The sequence below is a fragment of the Acetobacter musti genome, from assembly GCF_011516835.1.
In the GTDB taxonomy this organism is placed as follows: domain Bacteria; phylum Pseudomonadota; class Alphaproteobacteria; order Acetobacterales; family Acetobacteraceae; genus Acetobacter; species Acetobacter musti.
Map to the genome: position 1 here is coordinate 1 of NZ_WOTB01000084.1, position 2711 is coordinate 2711.

Genomic DNA, 2711 nt, shown 5'->3' on the forward strand with positions numbered 1-2711 from the left:
TGCGTGCGAGTTCTACGGTTCCGAACTGCCTGTCCTGAGAGAGGGTGACGGCGCCCTGCTTTCCGAGTTCCAGCGCGGCGAGGAAATGCGCCGCTTTTGCCGCGTTGCGCTGCAGCGGCGCCTCGCGATCCCCTGTCCGGCTGCCTTCACTTTTCACCAGCCCGTCATCCAGCCGGTACAGCCCCCTGCCCTCTTCCCCGAGATGCTGACGCCACCACGCCAGGGCCTGGCTGACGGTGAAGCACGAGAAACGCTGCGGCAGGGCCGGACGCACCGGCTGCAGCCTCAGACGTCGCCGCAGCAGCGCGAGGCAGGCATCGAGCAGATCGGTCTGCAGCAGCGCGGCATCAGTCCGGTGAGGCTCCCCCTCTCCGCCCCGGCCGAACACCTGGTCCCCCAGTCGCGGGATCTGCGAGACCGCGGCCATGGCCTGCTCCAGCGCCGCGCGCCGCAGCGCCCGCTGGCGGAGGGCCTCCGTCTGTCCGGTCGCCGCCTGCCGTTCCGGTGTCCCGTCCCGCAGCATCAGGGCCGAGCGCAGCTGCAGCAGCGTCGCCGCAAGCACCAGCCAGTCGGCGCTGCGGGCAAGCGGACGCGCACGGACACCCTCTTCCACAATGCGCCCCAGCTGGTCGATCAGCTGCAGCAGCGACATCCGCCGCAGATCCAGCGCCCCGCTGCGGGCCTGCTCAACCAGCAGAGCCAGCGGACCGGCCCAGTCCTGTGCCTGCAGATGCGGGGATCCGTCAGACATCATAGAGCGGGCGGATCCGCAGACACAGATCCGGCCAGCCGCGGGCGATCGTCCGCAGCGCCGCCCAGGGCGTCCAGTCCGCCGACCAGAACCCGAGTGTCCAGACCGTCTCCGGCGCCACCGGTCCGGTCTCCAGGGCCTCCACCGTCTGCAGCGGACGCGACGTGCCCCAGTGCCGGCACAGCCAGGCCAGGACGTCCGGCGACTGTGGCCCGAGTGCGAGCAGCTCCACCGGCACCGGACACAGCGCATTCAGATCGAACGGAACGGAGTCCACGCCGTCATCCCGGACCCGCAGGTGTCCGGCGGCCCGGGCGACCGCCTCCGCCAGCCCGGTCAGGCGGCCGGCCTCGCTCCCGGCGCCGGCCGGCAGCAGCGGCCGGAGCAGATCGTCCGCCGACAGCGCCTCCGCCGCCCACGGGATCCGGCCCGGTCCGGCCGCCCGGGTGCGGAACTGCGCCAGTCTCTCCGGCGGGCCTTCCACCGTCAGCAGGTGATACAGCCAGTCGGGCTGCGGGCAGGCCGGAACGCCGCCCTCCCCGGCCCGGCCGCTTTCCGGCTGCGTTTCGACGACCATGCCGTGTCCCGCCCCGGACGGACGCGGCGCATGTGAGGGAATGGGCGGGCGGACCGGAAGCCGCAGCGACGCCCCGTCGCCCTGTGGCGGCGCGCTGTCGCCGGTACAGGTATGGGCCAGCGGCTGTGCCCGCAGCTGAATCCGGTACGCCTCGAGCGCGTCGGTGACCGTATCGAGATCCGCCACGAGCCCGGCGACGTTTTTCACCACCGCTCAGAGATCCAGAAGATGCGCGGGAGAGTCGATCTCGCGCCGCGAGCGCCGCACGTAGCGGCGCATGGTGCGCAGGTCCCGGTGCCGGGTGTGCGCCATGATCTGCTCGTCCCGGGCACTGGCCTGAAAAGCCTCGGTCACAAAACCGGCCCGCAGACCGTGCGGGCTGAGGCGTTCCCCCGCCGGCGCCGTCACCCCCGCCTGCTTTGCCCGGCGCAGCAGGATCCGCCTGACCGCATCGGGATGCAGCGCGTCGCGCCCGACCTGTCCCCAGCGACTGACCGGCCGGAACAGCGGCCCGTTTTCGTCCAGCGCCGCCGCCTCGCGCCAGGCTGCCAGGGCCAGCACCGGACAGGTCGCGGCGTGTCTGCCGCGCGGGATCGCCACCTCCTCGCCCTGCTGCTCCTGATCGGTCTTGCTGCGGGCAATGGTCAGGATCAGCCCGGTCGCGGTGACCCGTACCGTCCCGCCGGTCAGGGCCACCAGCTCCGAGCGCCGCAACGCCGCAGCGAAACCGATCAGCAGCAGCGCCCGGTCGCGCAGGTCGGTCAGGGTTTTCTCCGGCGCGACCAGTTTCCGGATTTCCTTCGAGGTCAGCGCCGCCGCCTGTTTCTGCGGCCGGCCATACAGCCGCCCGATCGCCCGCAGCGTGGCGCGGATCGCCGCATGCCCGGCGCTCCATTCGAGATTGTTCATCCGGTGCGCATAGCCGATGGCCGCCAGACGGCGGTTCAGCGATGCACGGCTGTAGCGCGGCGCCAGTTCGTGCAGCCAGGCCGCCACGACCGGCGGGGCGGCCGGAAGCGAAACAGCGCCATGCCCGTGACACCAGCGACAGAAATCCTGCCAGTCATGGGCGTAGGCGCGCAGCGTCTCCGGCGCATGCGCCGCCGTCCGGGCGGTTTCCTTCGCCGCCTCGATCGCCTGCTGCAATGAACCCGGGGACGGGCCACACGCCACCCCGGTGTCAGACGCCCTGTCAGCGGGCGCCGGTCCGGGAAGATCGTCTCCGCTCTCGCTCACAGAACCGCACGACGTTCAGGCAGCTGTCCCGGGTGCACTCCACCTCTCCTCACCTTGTTGTCCCGCGGGAGTCTGCCCTTCTGCCCCGATTAAGGCAAGCCTGTTCTGAGGCGTGGTAAAGGGGCATTACCACGCCTCAGAAACCCG

General features: G+C 71.4%; 3 protein-coding genes. All 3 read right to left on the bottom strand.

Going from position 1 to position 2711, the window contains the following annotated elements:
• Window positions 1-754, bottom strand: a 754-nt coding sequence (locus GOB93_RS20700) for a chromosome segregation protein ScpA (protein ID WP_173585244.1), incomplete at its 3' end; no start/stop codon positions are given.
• The gene (locus GOB93_RS20705) at window positions 744-1538 is read right to left on the bottom strand and encodes a hypothetical protein (RefSeq protein ID WP_173585245.1); all 795 of its coding nucleotides are present in this window, start codon (window positions 1536-1538) and stop codon (window positions 744-746) included. The genes GOB93_RS20705 and GOB93_RS20700, both read right to left, overlap by 11 nt.
• A 3-nt stretch (window positions 1539-1541) precedes the next feature.
• Window positions 1542-2564, bottom strand: a complete 1023-nt coding sequence (locus tag GOB93_RS20710) for a tyrosine-type recombinase/integrase (protein ID WP_338422429.1) — start codon at window positions 2562-2564, stop codon at window positions 1542-1544.
• Window positions 2565-2711 lie beyond the last annotated feature (147 nt).